At 59.1% G+C, this 16,936-nt stretch carries 16 protein-coding genes; 15 read left to right on the forward strand and 1 reads right to left on the reverse strand.

Features of this window, described 5'->3' with window-relative positions:
• Window positions 1-65 precede the first annotated feature (65 nt).
• Complete coding sequence (locus AAE029_RS14960; protein WP_371073648.1) at window positions 66-2,963, forward strand: [protein-PII] uridylyltransferase; 2,898 nt, start codon at window positions 66-68, stop codon at window positions 2,961-2,963.
• Window positions 2,960-4,558: a murein biosynthesis integral membrane protein MurJ gene (gene murJ, locus AAE029_RS14965; protein WP_371073649.1), complete on the forward strand. Its 1,599-nt coding sequence runs from the start codon at window positions 2,960-2,962 to the stop codon at window positions 4,556-4,558. Before AAE029_RS14960 ends, murJ begins: the two co-directional genes overlap by 4 nt.
• A 46-nt stretch (window positions 4,559-4,604) precedes the next feature.
• Here the strand turns inward: murJ and AAE029_RS14970 are convergent, their stop codons facing one another.
• A complete protein-coding gene (locus AAE029_RS14970; protein WP_371073650.1) occupies window positions 4,605-5,042 on the reverse strand; it encodes a YcbK family protein in 438 nt (145 codons plus the stop codon).
• 184 nt (window positions 5,043-5,226) lie between these two features.
• Here AAE029_RS14970 and AAE029_RS14975 point away from each other — a divergent pair, with 184 nt between their 5' ends.
• The 13 genes from AAE029_RS14975 to lnt all read left to right on the forward strand — a co-directional run bounded on the left by AAE029_RS14975 (window position 5,227) and on the right by lnt (window position 16,818).
• Entirely contained in the window at window positions 5,227-5,634 is a 408-nt protein-coding gene (locus AAE029_RS14975) for a VOC family protein (protein WP_371073651.1), read from the forward strand.
• A 102-nt stretch (window positions 5,635-5,736) separates the two neighbouring features.
• Window positions 5,737-6,801 (forward strand): tryptophan--tRNA ligase, encoded by a 1,065-nt coding sequence (gene trpS / locus AAE029_RS14980; protein WP_371073652.1) that lies wholly within the window; start codon window positions 5,737-5,739, stop codon window positions 6,799-6,801.
• 82 nt (window positions 6,802-6,883) lie between these two features.
• The gene (locus AAE029_RS14985) at window positions 6,884-7,375 is read left to right on the forward strand and encodes a universal stress protein (RefSeq protein WP_371073653.1); all 492 of its coding nucleotides are present in this window, start codon (window positions 6,884-6,886) and stop codon (window positions 7,373-7,375) included.
• A 117-nt stretch (window positions 7,376-7,492) separates the two neighbouring features.
• The gene (locus tag AAE029_RS14990; protein WP_371073654.1) at window positions 7,493-8,059 is read left to right on the forward strand and encodes a NifU family protein; all 567 of its coding nucleotides are present in this window, start codon (window positions 7,493-7,495) and stop codon (window positions 8,057-8,059) included.
• Between the two features lie 31 nt (window positions 8,060-8,090).
• A complete protein-coding gene (gene tsaB / locus AAE029_RS14995) occupies window positions 8,091-8,747 on the forward strand; it encodes a tRNA (adenosine(37)-N6)-threonylcarbamoyltransferase complex dimerization subunit type 1 TsaB (protein ID WP_371073655.1) in 657 nt (218 codons plus the stop codon).
• 2 nt (window positions 8,748-8,749) lie between these two features.
• Window positions 8,750-9,244, forward strand: coding sequence for a GNAT family N-acetyltransferase (locus tag AAE029_RS15000; RefSeq protein WP_371073656.1), 495 nt, complete (start codon window positions 8,750-8,752; stop codon window positions 9,242-9,244).
• 40 nt (window positions 9,245-9,284) lie between these two features.
• On the forward strand, window positions 9,285-9,713 hold the full coding sequence (locus AAE029_RS15005; protein WP_371073657.1) for a Fur family transcriptional regulator: 429 nt from the start codon (window positions 9,285-9,287) through the stop codon (window positions 9,711-9,713).
• Window positions 9,714-9,743: 30 nt separating this feature from the next.
• On the forward strand, window positions 9,744-10,541 hold the full coding sequence (locus AAE029_RS15010) for a lysophospholipid acyltransferase family protein (protein ID WP_371073658.1): 798 nt from the start codon (window positions 9,744-9,746) through the stop codon (window positions 10,539-10,541).
• A 165-nt stretch (window positions 10,542-10,706) separates the two neighbouring features.
• Window positions 10,707-12,110 (forward strand): tRNA (N6-isopentenyl adenosine(37)-C2)-methylthiotransferase MiaB, encoded by a 1,404-nt coding sequence (gene miaB / locus AAE029_RS15015; protein ID WP_371073659.1) that lies wholly within the window; start codon window positions 10,707-10,709, stop codon window positions 12,108-12,110.
• 24 nt (window positions 12,111-12,134) lie between these two features.
• Entirely contained in the window at window positions 12,135-13,187 is a 1,053-nt protein-coding gene (locus AAE029_RS15020; protein ID WP_371073660.1) for a PhoH family protein, read from the forward strand.
• Between the two features lie 17 nt (window positions 13,188-13,204).
• Window positions 13,205-13,720: an rRNA maturation RNase YbeY gene (gene ybeY / locus AAE029_RS15025; protein WP_371073661.1), complete on the forward strand. Its 516-nt coding sequence runs from the start codon at window positions 13,205-13,207 to the stop codon at window positions 13,718-13,720.
• Entirely contained in the window at window positions 13,717-14,889 is a 1,173-nt protein-coding gene (locus AAE029_RS15030; protein ID WP_371073662.1) for a hemolysin family protein, read from the forward strand. The genes ybeY and AAE029_RS15030 overlap by 4 nt, the downstream gene beginning before the upstream one ends.
• Window positions 14,890-15,219: 330 nt before the next feature.
• The gene (gene lnt, locus AAE029_RS15035; protein ID WP_371073663.1) at window positions 15,220-16,818 is read left to right on the forward strand and encodes an apolipoprotein N-acyltransferase; all 1,599 of its coding nucleotides are present in this window, start codon (window positions 15,220-15,222) and stop codon (window positions 16,816-16,818) included.
• Window positions 16,819-16,936 lie beyond the last annotated feature (118 nt).

The following is a 16,936-nucleotide window of genomic DNA, read 5'->3' on the forward strand; positions in this document are numbered from 1 at the left end:
CCAAATTTAAAGGTTCATGCAGTAACAAATCCGGTGTCAATCGCCGGGCAAAAGGGCTATAGCGCATGCAGACGAAAAGACCCACCCATCGCGAATGGGTTGCGGGTAGCAAAGAGGACGCCGGCCGGCCCATGGCCACGCAAGAGATCGATGTTTCCGGAATCCTCGATGTCGTGGCGCTCCGGGCGGAATGTGATGCCATCGTCAGGACTGCGAACCATCGGGACGAGCTCAGGGCCGGGCTCTTGACGGTCCTGAAGAGGGCGAGTCAGGAAGGTCGCGGCAACGCGCGCAAATTATTGTCCAAGGATGGCAGAGGTCTTCATTGCGCCCATCGCATTTCCTGGCTGCAGGATCAAATCGTCACGCTGCTCTATGACATAGTCACGGATCATATCTATCCGCGCCAGAAGGACAGGTTCGCCGTAACGGCAGTTGGCGGCTATGGCCGCAATACCTTGGCGCCAGGCTCGGATATCGACCTCCTCTTTCTTTTCCTGCCGAAGCCGCCTGAGGAGGTCCATAAGGCGGTCGAGTTCATTCTCTATCTGCTCTGGGATATGGGCTTCAAGGTCGGCCATGCGACCCGCACGATCGAGGAGTGCATTTCGCTCTCCCGCTCGGATATGACGATCCGCACCGCTATCCTGGAGGCGCGTTATATTTGCGGCCTGCGGTCGCTCGAAAACGAGCTCGAAACCCGCTTCGACAAGGAAATCACCACCAATACCGGCCCGGAATTCATTGCCGCCAAGCTCGCCGAACGCGACGAGCGTCACCGCAAGGCCGGCGACACGCGCTATCTGGTCGAGCCGAACGTGAAGGAAGGCAAGGGCGGTCTTCGGGATCTGCACACGCTTTTCTGGATCTCGAAATATTACTATCACGTCCGCGACGCTGCCGAGCTCGTCCAGCTCGGCGTCCTGTCGAAGCATGAATATAATCTTTTCCAGAAGGCGGAAGATTTCCTCTGGGCCGTGCGCTGCCACATGCATTTTTTGGCAGGCAAGGCCGAGGAGCGGCTGTCCTTCGATATCCAGCCGGAAATAGCGCAGGCGCTCGGCTATCACGCCCGCCCCGGCCTTTCCGCCGTCGAGCGCTTCATGAAGCATTATTTTCTCGTCGCCAAGGATGTCGGCGATCTGACGCGCATCCTTTGCGCCGCGCTTGAAGACCAGCAGGCCAAGGCTACACCCGGGCTTTCCGGCGTCATCAGCCGCTTCGCCAATCGCCTGCGCAAGATCCCGGGCAGCATTGAATTCGTCGAAGATCGCGGTCGCATCGCGCTTGCCAATCCGGATGTCTTCAAGCGTGATCCGGTCAGCATTATCCGCCTTTTTCACGTCGCCGATATCAGTGGGCTGGAATTTCATCCGGACGCGCTGAAGCGTGTTACCCGCTCGCTTTCGCTCATCGACAACAACCTGCGCGAAAACGAGGAGGCGAACCGCCTTTTCCTCTCGATTTTGACATCGAAACGGGATCCCGCGCTGATACTTCGCCGCATGAACGAAGCCGGCGTGCTGGGCAGGTTCATTCCTGAATTCGGCAAGATCGTCGCGATGATGCAATTCAACATGTATCATCACTATACGGTCGACGAGCATCTTATCCGTACTGTCGACGTCCTCTCCGAAATCGATAAGGGCAAGGCCGGCGACATCCATCCCCTCACCAACAAGTTGATGCCCGGGATCGAAGACCGCGAGGCGCTCTATGTCGCGGTGCTGCTGCACGATATCGCCAAGGGCCGCCAGGAGGATCACTCGGAGGCGGGAGCCAAGGTGGCGCGAAAGCTCTGCCCGCGTTTCGGCCTTTCGCAGAAGCAAACCGAACTCGTCGTCTGGCTGATCGAAGAACATCTGACGATGTCGATGGTCGCCCAGACCCGCGATATCAACGACCGCAAGACGGTGACCGACTTTGCCGACCGAGTTCAGTCCCTCGACCGCCTGAAGATGCTGCTCATTCTGACGGTCTGCGACATCCGCGCGGTCGGTCCGGGTGTCTGGAATGGCTGGAAGGGGCAGCTTCTGCGCACCCTTTATTACGAAACCGAACTGCTGCTTGCTGGCGGTTTTTCGGAAGTCTCGCGCAGCGAGCGCGCCAAACAGGCGGCCGAAGCGCTGTTCAATGCACTTTCCGATTGGAATCAGAAGGAGCGCAAGACCTATGCCGGATTGCACTACCAGCCCTATCTGCTTTCTGTTCCGCTGGAGGACCAAGTAAGGCACGCCCATTTCATCCGTCAGGCCGACAGAGCCGGGCAGGCGCTCGCCACTATGGTGCGCACGGATTCCTTCCATGCCATCACCGAGATCACCGTGCTCTCGCCCGACCATCCGCGTCTGCTCGCGGTCATCGCGGGTGCCTGTGCGGCGGCGGGCGCCAATATCGCCAATGCCCAGATTTTCACGACATCGGACGGGCGTGCGCTCGATACCATTCATGTCAACCGCGAATTTGCTGCCGATGAAGACGAGCTGCGCCGCGCTGGCACGATCGGAAAGATGATTGAAGACGTGCTCTCCGGGCGCAAGCGCCTGCCGGAGGTGATCGCTACACGCTCGAAGAGCCGCCGCAGGAACAAGGCCTTCGTCATCCCACCGTCGGTGGTCATCTCCAATAGCCTGTCGAACAAATTCTCGGTGATCGAGGTCGAATGCCTTGACCGCACCGGTCTGCTTTCGGAAATCACTGCTGCTCTTTCCGATCTTTCGCTCGATATTCATTCAGCCCGCATCACGACCTTCGGCGAAAAGGTGATCGATACCTTCTACGTTACCGATCTTATTGGCCAGAAGATCTCCGGCGACAGCAAGCGGGCCAATATCATCACGCAGCTCAAGGCAGTCATGGCCGGCGAGCCGCCGGAGGAGCCGCGCGAGCGCGTCCATTCCGGCGTTATGCCGCCGGCTGCCCGTCCGTCCAGTGTTGAAAAGAAAGCCGGTTCACCCGCATGAGCCTTGTGAAGAAATTTGCCACCGTCGGCGGCGCTACACTCGGCAGTCGCATCTTCGGTTTCGCCCGCGAGACCTTGATGGCGGCAGCGCTGGGCACCGGCCCGATGGCGGACGTCTTCTATGCCGCCTTCCGCTTTCCCAATCTCTTCCGCCGGCTTTTCGCCGAGGGCGCTTTCAATGCCGCCTTCGTGCCGCTTTTCGCCAAGGAAATCGAGGCAAATGGCGTCGAAGGCGCCAAGCGCTTTTCGGAGGAGGTTTTCGGCGTCCTCTTCTCCGTCCTGCTGCTGATTACCATCGCCATGGAACTGATGATGCCGCTTCTCGTACGCTGGATCATCGCGCCGGGCTTTGCCGATGATCCGGAGAAGTTTTCCATCACCGTGCGCATGGCCGCCGTCATGTTCCCCTATCTCATGTGTATGTCGCTGACGGCGATGATGAGCGGCATGCTGAACTCGCTGCATCATTTCTTTGCCGCGGCGATCGCACCCGTCTTTCTCAATGTGGTCATGATCGGAGCGCTCTTTTATGCGCTCTATACCGGCGCCGAACCGCTTGCGACCGCCTGGTATCTTTCCTGGGGTGTGCTTGTCGCCGGCGTTCTGCAGCTTGTGGTGGTCTATGCAGGCGTTCTGCACGCCGGCATGAGCATCGGTTTTCGCTTCCCTCGGTTCACGCCGAACGTGAAGCGGCTCCTGATCCTTGCCGTCCCGGCCGCCGTCACCGGCGGCATCACCCAAATCAACCAGCTCATCGGCCAGGCAATTGCCTCCAGCAAGGAAGGTGCGATCGCAGCGCTGCAATATGCCGATCGGATCTATCAGCTGCCGCTTGGTGTCGTCGGCGTCGCCGTCGGCATCGTGCTTCTGCCGGAGTTGGCGCGGGCGCTGAAATCCGGGCACCTCAGGGAGGCTGCCAACCTGCAGAACCGCTCGATCGAATTCGTGCTGTTCCTGACGCTGCCGGCAGCCTTCGCGCTCTGGGTCCTATCCGATGAAATCATCCGCGTACTTTACGAGCGCGGCGCCTTTCATGAGCAGAATACTACGCTTGTCGGTTCCATTCTGGCGATCTATGGCTTGGGTCTGCCGGCTTTCGTTCTCATCAAGGCTCTGCAGCCGGGTTTCTACGCCCGCGAGGATACGAAAACGCCTATGCGCTTTACGGGCATCGCAGTGCTCACCAACTGTGCGCTGGCAATCAGCCTGTTTCCCTATTTCGCTGCGCCCGGCATAGCCATCGCCGAAACGACGGCGGGATGGATCAGCACCCTTTTGCTGTTCACGACGCTGCTGCGTCGCGGCCATCTTACCTGGGAATGGGCGCTTGCCCGTCGTGCCGCCCTGCTGATCGTCGCATCAGCTGTCATGGCGGTTGTCGTCATGTATCTTCGGCATCGCTGGGAGCCCTGGCTTGCATCGAGCGCCGATCTGGCAACCAAGATCGGCACGCTCGGTCTGCTCATCGTGATCGCCATGGTCGTTTATTTCGCCACGGCCTTCGTGATTGGTGGCGCCGACCTTGGCATGATCAGAAGGAACTTGAACCGCAAGCCAGCTGCCGCCACTTCGGAGCCCGCCAAAAAGGAAGGATGAGAAGGGGCCTTCTTAGTTATTGTTAGTCATTGCGATACAGGTCGCTTCAATGCCGTCGACAGCCACCCCAGCGACGTTTGGGACCGATATCGACATGAACGATGCCATTGCAGTAGCTGCCGAGGCCGCCGATCCCAGGAGCGCTTTCTGCAGCCGCGATGATTCTCCCCGCGGATACGCCCGGTATTCTGATATCCGCGGCCATACACTTGCGATGATATGAGCCGCTTCGGCCAGAGTGTGGCCGGTAGCCGGACGTTACCAATGGGCGTCGTCCTGTCGTGGCGGCAATATGGGCAAGGATCAATTTCAATTTGGCGGGAAAGCAGCCGGCGCGGACGCTAACCGTCTGCAGGCTGTAAGTGACTGATACCTGATGCTCGCGAATACGCGTAACAGGCTTCTCATCGTCTTCTCCGTCCGCTGTGGCGACGGAGGCAAGGGTAAACAGACCAACAAGAGCAACGGAAAAGGCATGATGCATGACAATTCCTCCAAAAATGTTCAATCGCTTCGGTTCCGGAACGATTGAATTTGGAGAAAATTGATCTCAAAAATCGCTTTTCAATGGATTCTGATACTAATTTATGATGAAATCGCCTCATCAATTTGAGGTAGATTCAATCAAAAATTCTGCGAAAAGGCGAAAACTTCTGATGGAAGCAACTATGGCCGATCAATCGCTCTTCCTGGTCACTCTCGTCGTCGACAACTATGATCGGGCAAAGGACTTCTATTGCCGGGCGCTCGGTTTCGAATGTCTGCGAGATGAGGTTCAGCCGGAGGGCAAGCGCTGGGTGGTGGTCAAGCCGAAGGGCGGCAACGGGGCAGCACTTCTTTTGGCCGAGGCCGCAAGCGACGCCCAGAAAGCGGCCATCGGCAACCAGACCGGCGGGAGGGTCGGCTTCTTTCTCGAAACCGACGATTTCGCCCGCGATCACGCCGCGATGGTGAGCCATGGCGTCCGTTTTCTGGAAGCACCGCGTCACGAAGTTTACGGCATCGTTGCCGTCTTTGCGGATCTTTACGGCAACACATGGGATCTGATCCAACATGCCGCATCGCCGGCCTCTTGATTGCCGGCCTCTTGATCATAAGCCTACCACCGTGCATAAGCCCGTCACGCAACATGGGCGACGCACTGCCCTGGGGCCCTCCACCAGCCTGTTGAGGACGACATGACCGAATTTAAAAAAATCGTATTCTCCGGCGTGCAGCCGACCGGCAATTTGCATCTCGGTAATTATCTTGGTGCGATCCGCAAGTTCGTCGCCCTGCAGGAAGGCAATGACTGCATATATTGCGTCGTCGACCTGCACTCGCTCACCGCCCAGCTCGTGCATGACGACCTCAAGGGTCAGATCCGTTCGATCGCCGCTGCCTTCATCGCCTCGGGCATCGATCCGGAAAAACACATCGTCTTCAACCAGTCGGCCGTGCCGCAGCATGCCGAGCTTGCCTGGATCTTCAATTGCGTCGCCCGCATCGGTTGGATGAACCGCATGACGCAGTTCAAGGACAAGGCCGGCAAGGACCGCGAGAATGCCTCGCTTGGTCTGCTCGCCTATCCAAGCCTGATGGCGGCCGACATCCTCGTCTATCGTGGCACCCATGTGCCTGTTGGCGACGACCAGAAGCAGCACCTTGAGCTTTCCCGCGATATCGCGATGAAGTTCAACCTCGATTATCAGGATCATATCCGCCGGGCCGGCTACGGCATCGATATCGTGGTCGGCGACGAGCCGGTTCATGCCTATTTCCCAATGGTCGAACCACTGATCGACGGACCCGCGCCGCGCGTCATGTCTCTGCGCGACGGCACCAAGAAGATGTCGAAATCCGATCCGTCGGACCTGTCGCGCATCAATCTTATGGATGACGAAGACGCGATTTCGAAGAAGATCCGCAAAGCAAAAACTGATCCGGACGGCTTGCCGGGCGAGGTCGACGGCTTGAAGGGCCGTCCGGAAGCCGACAATCTCGTCGGCATCTACGCAGCGCTTGCCAACAAGACGAAGGCGCAAGTGCTTTCCGAATTCGGCGGCCAGCAGTTTTCCGTCTTCAAGCCGGCGCTTGTCGACCTCGCTGTCAACGTGCTTTCACCGATCACTGCCGAGATGCGCCGCTTGATGGATGACACGAGCCATATCGATGCCATCCTGCGCAGCGGCAACGAGCGCGCCGGGGCTCGCGCCGAAGCGACCATGAAGGAAGTCCGGGACATCATCGGTTTCCTGTACTGACGGAAGATTGATCGATAAGTCGATTATTCCGATCGATTAGGGGGCTTGCAAAACGCCCGGGTCCAATGGCAGACTCTGGTGCATGGTATCGAAGCGACTCTCACGGCTCGAAGGTCATCGCCGCAAGTTCATGGCGGTGATCGATGGTACACCCGAATGCCAGCGTGCCGTCCATTATGCCGGGCGGCGTGCGAAGAATTCCAATGGCGGGCTCGTCCTGCTCTATGTCATTCCGGAAGGCGATTTCCAGCAATGGCTCGGCGTCGAGGAGATCATGCGGGCCGAGGCGCGCGAGGAGGCCGAGGCCGTGGTTGCCAAGGCGGCCCAGACGGTGCGGGAAACGATTGGTATAGAGCCGGAAATCGTTATCCGCGAGGGCGGTTCAGCAGAGCAGATCAACGCCGTCATCGAGGAAGACCGCGACGTCGCGATTCTTGTTCTGGCGGCGGGTTCGGCCAAGGAGGGGCCGGGACCGCTAGTCTCGTCCGTGGCGGGGCGTGGAGCGGCATTTCCCATTCCGGTGACCATCCTGCCGGACACGCTGACGAACGAGGAAATCGACGCGCTTTGCTGACCGTTTTTGCATGATTTCTTGAGTGTCCGGCTCTTGAATGGCATGGTCAATAGGCTTATTTTCTTTGAAGAATTCTAAGAACGGCAGAGGTTTCGGCCCTGCTGCATGGAGATCAAGATGTTCATACAGACCGAAGCCACGCCGAACCCTGCGACGCTGAAGTTCCTGCCGGGCAAGGTCGTCATGGAAAGCGGTACGGCCGATTTTCGCAGCGTGGAAGAGGCGGAGGTTTCGCCGCTCGCCGCTCGCCTGTTCGATATTCCAGGCGTGACCGGCGTCTATTTCGGCTATGATTTCATCAGTGTCTCCAAGGAAAATCAGGAATGGCAGCATCTGAAGCCCGCCATCCTCGGCACCATCATGGAGCATTTCATGTCCGGCAAGCCGGTCATGAGTGCGGCTTCGGCCTTTTCGGAGGAACTTGATGCCGGCGGCGAGTTCTTCGACGAGGGCGATGAATCGATCGTTCTTACCATCAAGGAGCTGCTTGAGACGCGTGTGCGTCCGGCCGTGGCCCACGATGGTGGTGATATCACCTTCCGCGGCTTCCGCGATGGCACGGTCTATCTCAATATGAAGGGCTCGTGCTCGGGCTGCCCATCTTCTACCGCAACACTGAAGCATGGCGTACAGAACCTGTTGCGCCATTTCGTTCCGGAAGTGCGGGAAGTCGAAGCCGTCTGATACCGGCCGGCCCCTTCGGAAAATTGGTGAGATGATCGTACTGGCGCTCGACACGGCGGGTGTAGATTGTGCTGCCGCTGTATATGATAGCGACAGTGATTCCGTGCTGGGGGAGGTTACGGAGACGATTGGCAAGGGACATGCGGAGCATCTGATGGCCGTTGTCGATGGCGCGCTGGCGAAAGCCGGCGTCGCGTTGAACGCGGTCGGGCGCATTGCTGTGACCGTCGGCCCCGGTTCTTTCACCGGCATCCGCGTTGGTGTTGCAGCCGCCCGCGGTTTCGCGCTGTCGCTGTCCGTTCCCGCTGTGGGCGTTACCACGCTTCAGGTACTTGCCGCCGCCGCGCAGCGACAAAAGCCGCAGATTCCGGTGCTTGCTGCCATGGATGCCAAGCGTGGGGAAATTTATCTCCAGTCCTTTGATTCCAACGGGCATGCCCGCGACGAGCCCCGCGCCGTCAGCATCGATGACGCGCGCGCAATCGGCGCAGCTTTCGACGGCACGATCACGGGCTCCGCCGCGACGCTTCTGCGGGACCCGGCGGACGATCACACCGATCGATTCCCGATCGCCGTCGTCGCTCGTCTCGGCGCTATCGCACATCTCGATGGGACAAGGCCCAAGCCGCTTTATCTCCGCGGACCCGATGCCAAGCCGCAGGTTGGGTATGCTATTTCCAGGGTATGACCATGCTTGAATCCTATCTCACCCTGAAGCCCGCATTCGAGATCATTGCGATGGAGCCGCAGGATTGCGTGGAAATGGCGGCTCTTCATGGCGAGCGCTTTTCTCGCCCCTGGAACGACGGCGAATTTCACAGCCTGCTCAGCCAGGAGACCGTCTTCGGCTTTGTGGCCCGGCAGACCAATGCGATCCTGAAGAAGCCGCTTCCCGGTTTTGTGCTGGCGCGCCAGGCAGCGGGCGAGGCCGAAATTTTGACCGTCGTCGTCAATTCGAAGCTTGCCCGCAGCGGCCTTGGCTGGAGGCTCATGCAGGCAGCCATGCGGGAAGCCCAGATGCGCGGTGCTGAAAGCATTTTCCTGGAGGTGGATGACGGCAATGCGCCCGCCCTTGGGCTTTATCGCAAGCTGGGATTCGAGAAAGTGGGCGAGAGGCGGGCCTATTACAAGGACGAGAACGGTGTTTCCTCAACGGCGCTTGTCATGAAGCGCGTTCTTCGATAGTCCCGTTTTCGCAAATATGAAATCTGTTTGAAGGCAAGCCATGTCGGACATAGCCAAATCGCTTGAGGAGCTTTGCACCGAGCGCGGCATGCGCATGACGGAGCAGCGCCGGGTCATTGCTCGCATTCTCCAGGATTCGGAAGATCACCCCGATGTGGAGGAGCTCTACCGTCGCTCCGTCAAGGTCGATGCCAAGATTTCGATTTCGACGGTCTATCGCACGGTCAAGCTCTTTGAAGACGCAGGCATCATCGCCCGCCATGATTTTCGCGACGGTCGCTCGCGTTATGAGACGGTGCCGGAAGAGCATCACGATCATCTGATCGATCTCAAAAGCGGCCGGGTGATCGAGTTCCGTTCACCGGAGATCGAGGCGCTGCAGGAGCGCATCGCCCGCGAGCACGGCTTCCAGCTCGTCGATCACCGCCTTGAGCTCTACGGCATTCCGCTCAAGAAGGAAGAACGCTGAGCTCATGAAGGCAGTCAGGGAGAGCGGCATTTGATCACGTGGCTGCGCGTCGGTTTCGCCGTGATCGTCATTGTCGTTGTCAGTCTTGTGCTCCTGCCGTTGCAGTGCCTGTGCCTCTATTTCGATTGGCATTTGCGCCGCACACTACCGCGTTTGTGGCATCGCATCATCTGCTTCGCCCTCGGGCTCCGCATTCGCGTTCACGGCCGGCTTGAGAGCCGCCGTCCCTTGATGCTTGCCGCCAATCATGCGTCCTGGATGGACATCATGGTGCTTTCCGCCGTCGCCGATGTGGCTTTCATCGCGAAATCCGAGGTACGCGACTGGCCGATCTTCGGTACGCTCGCGCGACTGCAAAAAAGTGTTTTCATCGTCCGGGCGGAAAAGCGCAAGACCGGCAATCAGGTGAGCGAGATTGCCTCGCGGCTGGCTGACGGTGAGATCATGGTGCTGTTTCCCGAGGGAACCACCTCGGACGGCAATCGCCTGCTCGAGGTCAAATCCTCGCTGTTTGGCGCCGCTGCCGCCGCGGCTCCTCATTCGCCGACAGGCGCCGTAGTCGTGCAACCGGTGGCGATCGCCTATACGGGTGTCCACGGTGTCGCGATGGGCCGCTATTATCGCCCGCTTGCTGCCTGGCCCGGCGACATCGAATTGTGGCCGCACCTGAAGGGCGTATTCGCCTGTGGTGCCATCGATGTCGACATCTCTTTCGGGGAGTCCGTCGAATATCGTGCGGATTCCAACCGCAAGGAGGTCAGCGCCACGATAGCCGGACGTATCCGCAATCTGCTGCTCAGCCGGCTGCGCGGTCGCGAGATTGCCTGACGCATCGGACATACGCTTGCACTACAGCGCCGTGCGTTTCTTCAGACGCACAACGGTCGCTGTAGCACTTTGAACTGCTGCATGTATCCGGCTCCGATTTCAGGATACATGCCGCAGCGAAGATTTCGATTTTCTACAGGGCAAAAAAACACTAAATAGCGCCGCATGACCCAGGACAGCGCAATTCTTCCGGCCCCGGAGCCACAACTCCGTGATGGCTCCAACAGCCGCAAGGTCTTCATCAAGACTTATGGCTGCCAGATGAACGTCTATGACTCGACGCGCATGAGTGACGCGCTCGCGCGCGACGGCTATGAGCCGACAGAGGATATGGAAGAGGCCGATCTTGTCCTGCTGAATACCTGCCATATCCGTGAAAAAGCGGCCGAAAAGGTCTATTCCGCACTTGGCCGCCTGCGTGAGATGAAAAAGCGCAAGGCCGCCGACGGCCGCGACATGATGATTGGCGTCACCGGCTGCGTGGCGCAGGCCGAGGGCGAGGAGATCCTGCGGCGCGCGCCGGCTGTCGACGTCGTCATCGGTCCGCAAACTTACCATCGCCTGCCGGATGCGCTTCGCCGCGTCAAGGAGGGACAGCGGGTCGTCGATACGGAATATGCGATCGAGGACAAGTTCGAGCATCTGCCGGTTGCCGAAAAGACGAAGATCCGGGCTCGCGGCGTCACTGCCTTTCTGACGGTTCAGGAGGGCTGCGACAAATTCTGCACCTTCTGCGTCGTGCCCTATACCCGCGGCTCGGAAGTGTCGCGATCGGTTTCGCAGATCGTCGCGGAGGCCGAGAAACTGGTGGAGGGCGGCGTGCGCGAAATCACGTTGCTCGGCCAGAATGTCAATGCCTGGCACGGAGCGGGGACGAGAGGAGAGGCGTGGGGGCTAGGGGAACTGCTCTATCGGCTCGCCGAAATTCCGGGTCTTGCGAGACTGCGCTATACGACCAGCCATCCGCGCGACATGGATGACGGGCTGATCGGCGCACATCGCGATCTGCGCATGCTGATGCCCTATCTGCATCTGCCGGTCCAATCCGGCTCCGATCGTATCCTGAAGGCCATGAATCGGCGCCATACCGCCGCCGAATATCTCCTCCTGATCGAGCGCATCCGTAGAGCTCGTCCGGACATAGCACTTTCGGGTGATTTCATCGTCGGTTTTCCGGGCGAGACAGAGCAGGATTTTGAGGATACACTGGAGTTGGTAAGGAAGGTGCAATATGCGCAAGCCTTCTCGTTCAAATACTCGACGCGGCCCGGAACGCCGGGCGCGGAACTGAAGGACCAGGTGCCGGAAGAGATCAAGGTAGAACGGCTCGAACGACTGCAGGCGCTTCTCCTGAAGCAGCAGCACGAATTCGCCCAATCCTGTATCGGCAAGGTTATCGATTTGCTGCTGGAAAAGCCCGGCCGCATGCCGGGCCAGCTTATCGGCCGTTCGCCCTGGCTTCAGTCTGTGAATGTTGATGCAAAAGCATCGCAAATCGGTGACATTATTAGAGTGCGAATCACCGGAACCGGAACAAACAGCCTTTTTGCCGAGTTGGTTGAAGGCTAAGTCTAACTCAGGGAGCCCGACGGCTTGAACGGACAGGAATTGGTTTCTTCTTCATTGCGCCAGCAACGCACACCGAGCGACTCCAACCACTTCGTCCTGACGTTCGAAAACAATCGGTTCGCCAGTGAACTTTTCGGTCAGTTCGACCAGAATCTGAAACTTCTCGAAGAGCGGCTCAATATCGACGCCCGTGCGCGCGGCAATTCCGTGGTTATCACCGGCGATGTGCTGTCGACCAATCAGGCGCGGCGCACGCTCGACTACCTGTATGATAAGCTGCAGAAGGGCGGAAGCGTGGAACGATCGGATGTCGAAGGCGCAATCCGCATGGCTGTTGCGGCCGATGATCAACTGACTCTGCCGACCTTGGAGAAGAAAGCCAAGCTGACGATGGCGCAGATTTCGACGCGCAAGAAGACGATCATTGCACGGACGCCGACGCAGGATGCCTATATCCGCGCCCTGGAGCGATCCGAAATGGTCTTCGGCGTCGGCCCCGCCGGCACGGGCAAGACCTATCTTGCCGTTGCCCATGCCGCCCAGCTTTTGGAGCGCGGCGCGGTGGACAAGATCATCCTGTCGCGTCCGGCAGTCGAGGCAGGCGAGCGTCTCGGCTTCCTGCCCGGGGACATGAAGGACAAGGTCGATCCCTATCTGCGTCCGCTCTACGATGCGCTCTATGACATGATTCCGGGCGACAAGGTCGAGCGCGCCATCACCGCCGGCGTCATCGAGATCGCGCCGCTTGCCTTCATGCGCGGCCGCACGCTCGCCAATGCCGCCGTCATTCTCGACGAGGCGCAAAACACGACATCAATGCAGATGAAAATGTTCCTGACGCGTCTCGGCGAGAATTCACGCATGATCATCACCGGCGATCCGAGCCAGATCGACCTGCCGCGTGGCGTCAGATCCGGTCTCGTGGAGGCGCTTCAGCTTCTGAACGGCGTCGAGGGCATCTCGATCATCAGGTTCAAGGATACGGACGTCGTTCGCCATCCGCTGGTTGCCCGCATCGTCAAGGCATATGATTCGACCTATGCAGCCGAAAGCGAAGAGGTCAGCCGGCAGGATTGATGCCGGCGGCGGAAACCATGGCCGAACTTGACATTCAGATCAGCATCGAAGAGGGCGGCTGGCCGTCGGAAGAGGTGCTTCAAAAGTTTTCGACGCGCGTGCTCGAGGCGGCCGGCAGCTACCTGCGCAGCAGTGAGAAGCAGCCTTTCCCCAAGATGGCGCCGGAACTGTCGCTGGTTTTTACGGACGACGCATCGATCCGCCAGATCAATGCCGAATGGCGCGGCAAGGACAAGGCGACGAACGTGCTCTCCTTCCCGGCCTTTCCGCTCGTCCCAGGCGGCATGCCCGGTCCCATGCTTGGTGATATCGTCATTGCCAGGGAGACGGTCGAGCGCGAGGCGACCGATCTCGAAAAGCCGTTTGACGAGCATCTTGCGCATTTGATGGTGCACGGATTCTTGCATCTCTTCGGCTACGATCATATGAATAATACCGAAGCCGAAATTATGGAGGGGCTGGAGACTCGCATTTTGGCGGTGCTCGGCCTATCTGATCCTTACCAGGGTCAAGACCTTAAAATGGAACCATGAGCGACTTTACTTCCAGACCGGCCGCCGAGGCCAAAGAATCCACCGAGCAATCCTCCTCTGACGAGGCGGGAAGTAGTAGGCCGGCGGGCAGGACACACGCATCTTCCTTTTGGACGCGTGCCGCGCGCATTCTGCGGCCGTCGCAAGGCTCGCGGCTGCGCGAGGATCTCGCCGACGCTCTTATGACAAACGCGGCGGACGACGGCGCCTTCTCGCCCGACGAACGCGCGATGCTGCATAACATCCTGCGTTTCCGCGAGGTGCGCGTCGAGGATGTTATGGTGCCGCGCGCCGATATCGAGGCCGTCGATCAGAGCATCACCATTGGCGAACTGATGATCCTCTTCGAGGAGTCCGGCCGTTCTCGCATGCCGGTTTATTGCGACACGCTCGACGATCCGCGCGGTATGGTCCATATCCGCGATCTGCTCTCCTATGTTGCCAAGCAGGCGCGCAACAAGCGCCGTGGCAGTGCCAAGGCGGCTGCTGTTTCTTCCGGTCAGCCGGCAGTCGAAAAGCCTGAAAGAGCACCGCGTTCGTCGAAGCCGAATTTCGATCTCGCGCGCGTCGACCTCCAGAAGACGCTGGTCGAGGCAGGCATCATCCGCAAGATCCTGTTCGTGCCGCCTTCCATGCTCGCCTCCGACCTCCTGCGCCGCATGCAGGTCAACCGTACGCAGATGGCGCTTGTGATCGATGAATATGGCGGCACCGACGGTCTTGCTTCCCATGAGGACATCGTCGAGATGGTCGTCGGCGACATCGATGACGAGCATGACGACGAGGAGGTCATGTTCAAGCGTGTCTCGGAAGACGTCTTCGTTGCCGACGCCCGCGTCGAGCTGGAGGAGATCGCCGAGGCGATCGGCCCGGACTTCGATATCAGCGAGCAGATCGACGAGGTGGATACGCTGGGCGGCCTGATCTTCTCCGCGCTTGGCCGCATCCCGGTGCGCGGCGAGGTCGTCCAGGCTCTGCCGGGCTTTGAGTTCCACATTCTTGAAGCCGACCCCCGCCGCATCAAGCGGGTACGCATTACCCGGAAACGGCATGCCGTCCGACGCCGTCCTGCGCGCAGCGACGGCGATGGTCCTAGTCCCGAGCGGGAGACGCCGCTTCCGGAAATCCCTCCGGGGGAGCCTCCTGCCGACCGCGCGGCGACAAATTGATCGGTCCCGGGACGCCGCGTTTGCAGCAAGCTCGTTTACTTCGGAACATCATTCAGCGTCCAGGTGGATGCACCTGGACGCTGAATGTTCCGGACATGCCCTTTCTCTCTCCAGCCGACGACAAGCCGCGGTTTTTTTGAAACACTGCGAATTGGGTTGATTCGCGATTTGTCAGGCCTGGAGCATGCCGAGCTCAATGTGCTCTACAGCGTCGTGGGTCTTTTCAGACACACAATGGACGCTGTAGCACTTTGAATTGCTGCATGTTTTATCCCTAAGTCGGTTCCGATTTAAGGAAACATGCAGGAGGGGACGTCGAGAGGAGAGCGCATGAACCGGCTTGCAGCCAAGGTTATTCTCGTCTGGGGTTACAGGCGTGCGTTGATAGCGCTCCTGGCGGGGGCTGTCGGTGTGCTGGCGCTGCCGCCCTTTGGCTTTTTCGCCGCGATGTTCGTTTCGTTCACGCTGCTCGTCTGGCTATTGGATGGCGCAGCCGCCAAACCCGAGAGCGGTTTTCTCGGCCGGCTTTGGCCCGCCTTCATGACCGGTTGGCTTTTTGGCTTCGGTTATTTTGTTGCAGGCCTCTGGTGGCTCGGCAGTGCCTTGATGGTCGACGCCGAGGAATTCGCCTGGGCGCTCCCGTTTGCAATCTTCGGTCTTCCCGCCGGCCTTGCTATTTTTTACGGCTTGGCGACAGCGCTGGCACGGCTCATGTGGTCCGACGGCATGGGGCGCATCGCTGCACTTGCCGTCGGCTTCGGTTTGCTCGAATGGCTGCGCAGCTTTGTTTTCACCGGCTTTCCATGGAATGCGATTGGCTATGGCATGATGCCCGTGCCGTTGATGATGCAGTCTGCGCATCTTATCGGTGTGATGGGCGTGACTGTGCTTTCGGTTTTCGTCTTTGCATCCCCCGCTCTGCTCGGCACGAAGCTTGGTATGCGACCGGGATTGGCATTGGCGGCGATTCTATTCTGCGCCCATATCGGTTACGGAGCCTACGTCTTCTACATGCCGCGGTCACAGAGCAGTGCACAGACTACGGGCCCCGTGGTCAGGGTTGTGCAGCCGATGATTGACCAGGCGCAGAAGATGGATGATGACGCCGATCGCGAAGCTATCTTCGAAAAGCATCTGCGGCTGTCGGTCGAGCCGCCGAGAAACGGCGGCCGACGCCCTGACATCATCGTATGGCCCGAGACTTCGATCCCCTTCATCCTGACGGACAATCGGGATGCCTTGACCCGTATCGCCGAGGTGCTCGATGACGATCAGATCCTGATCGCGGGGGCAGTGCGTGCCGAGGAGACGGGGCCCGGCCACGAACGCTACTACAATTCCGTCTATGTGATCGACGGGCGCGGCCAGATTATCGACGCTTCCGACAAGGTTCATCTTGTCCCGTTCGGCGAATATATGCCGTTTGAGGATATCCTGAACGATTTCGGCATCTCGAATATCGTCGAGATGCCTGGCGGCTTTTCGGCCGCCGCAAACCGCAGGCTCCTGGAGCTGCCGGACGGTCTGAAATTCTATCCTCTAGTCTGTTACGAGATCATTTTCCCCGGGGAAATGACTGGCGACATCGCGGACGCCGATGCCATTTTGAACGTGACGAATGATGCCTGGTTCGGTGCCACGCCGGGACCCTTTCAACATTTTCAGCAGGCACGGGTGAGGGCGATTGAAACAGGGCGACCGCTGATTCGAAGCGCCAATACCGGAATTTCCGCCCTTGTCGATGCGCAAGGGCGCGTTATCTCGGGCCTGGAACTGAACCGGGAAGGTTTTGCCGATTCAACCATTGAGGGCGATCCGGAGCCTTTCATAGGTGGCAAGGTTCGAAACATATCTTTCTGGTTGTCTATCGGTCTTCTGGCAATGATTGCGCTGTTTTCTCGCATGGGTTTTATTTTGAGGGCGAATTGACCAAAAACCCCTAAAAATGCATAGTGGTTGCAATCGGCGTTCCTTAACGTGTGCTGAAGGCTGGGAAAACGCCTCTTACAACGTGGCGTTACGGACGTGGTTCGGAGAGAGGCCGGTT

It is taken from the genome of Sinorhizobium sp. CB7, assembly GCF_041357635.1.
Classification (GTDB): domain Bacteria; phylum Pseudomonadota; class Alphaproteobacteria; order Rhizobiales; family Rhizobiaceae; genus Rhizobium.

What these genes read in the sequence shown, in the direction of transcription:
- AAE029_RS15030 (WP_371073662.1), top strand. Translation starts at nt 13,717, where the DNA reads ATGAGCGACTTTACTTCCAGACCGGCCGCCGAGGCCAAAGAATCCACC.
- AAE029_RS14970 (WP_371073650.1), bottom strand. Translation starts at nt 5,042, where the DNA reads ATGCATCATGCCTTTTCCGTTGCTCTTGTTGGTCTGTTTACCCTTGCC.
- ybeY (WP_371073661.1), top strand. Translation starts at nt 13,205, where the DNA reads ATGGCCGAACTTGACATTCAGATCAGCATCGAAGAGGGCGGCTGGCCG.
- murJ (WP_371073649.1), top strand. Translation starts at nt 2,960, where the DNA reads ATGAGCCTTGTGAAGAAATTTGCCACCGTCGGCGGCGCTACACTCGGC.
- AAE029_RS15000 (WP_371073656.1), top strand. Translation starts at nt 8,750, where the DNA reads ATGCTTGAATCCTATCTCACCCTGAAGCCCGCATTCGAGATCATTGCG.
- tsaB (WP_371073655.1), top strand. Translation starts at nt 8,091, where the DNA reads ATGATCGTACTGGCGCTCGACACGGCGGGTGTAGATTGTGCTGCCGCT.
- AAE029_RS14985 (WP_371073653.1), top strand. Translation starts at nt 6,884, where the DNA reads ATGGTATCGAAGCGACTCTCACGGCTCGAAGGTCATCGCCGCAAGTTC.
- AAE029_RS14990 (WP_371073654.1), top strand. Translation starts at nt 7,493, where the DNA reads ATGTTCATACAGACCGAAGCCACGCCGAACCCTGCGACGCTGAAGTTC.
- AAE029_RS15005 (WP_371073657.1), top strand. Translation starts at nt 9,285, where the DNA reads ATGTCGGACATAGCCAAATCGCTTGAGGAGCTTTGCACCGAGCGCGGC.
- trpS (WP_371073652.1), top strand. Translation starts at nt 5,737, where the DNA reads ATGACCGAATTTAAAAAAATCGTATTCTCCGGCGTGCAGCCGACCGGC.
- AAE029_RS14960 (WP_371073648.1), top strand. Translation starts at nt 66, where the DNA reads ATGCAGACGAAAAGACCCACCCATCGCGAATGGGTTGCGGGTAGCAAA.
- AAE029_RS14975 (WP_371073651.1), top strand. Translation starts at nt 5,227, where the DNA reads ATGGCCGATCAATCGCTCTTCCTGGTCACTCTCGTCGTCGACAACTAT.
- lnt (WP_371073663.1), top strand. Translation starts at nt 15,220, where the DNA reads ATGAACCGGCTTGCAGCCAAGGTTATTCTCGTCTGGGGTTACAGGCGT.
- miaB (WP_371073659.1), top strand. Translation starts at nt 10,707, where the DNA reads ATGACCCAGGACAGCGCAATTCTTCCGGCCCCGGAGCCACAACTCCGT.